The organism is Halomonas lysinitropha, from assembly GCF_902500215.1.
GTDB lineage: Bacteria > Pseudomonadota > Gammaproteobacteria > Pseudomonadales > Halomonadaceae > Halomonas > Halomonas lysinitropha.
In genome coordinates this window covers 1-233 of sequence record NZ_CABVOU010000005.1, presented here as the reverse complement: position 1 = coordinate 233, position 233 = coordinate 1, and the positions used below count along the sequence as shown (strand labels likewise).

Genomic DNA, 233 nt, shown 5'->3' with positions numbered 1-233 from the left:
CGCTGAGCTACAGCCTGTCGATTGGCGAGGGTCTGACGGCCACCGGGCTGAGCAGTGACGGCAACCCCATCACCCTGGCGATGGACGGCGATGACATCGTCGGCCAGACCACGGTGGGAGCGGAGGTGACGGATATCTTCCGCATCAGCGTGGACAACACCGAAGGCAACGAGGGAAAGGTCACGCTGACCCAGTACGCCGAGATCGACCACGTCGGTGAACTGTTGGACGAC

General features: G+C 63.1%; 1 protein-coding gene. It reads left to right on the top strand.

The window, feature by feature from the left end; genetic code table 11:
- Positions 1-233, top strand: a 233-nt coding sequence (locus tag HALO32_RS17880) for a DUF5801 repeats-in-toxin domain-containing protein (protein ID WP_192576399.1), incomplete at both ends; no start/stop codon positions are given.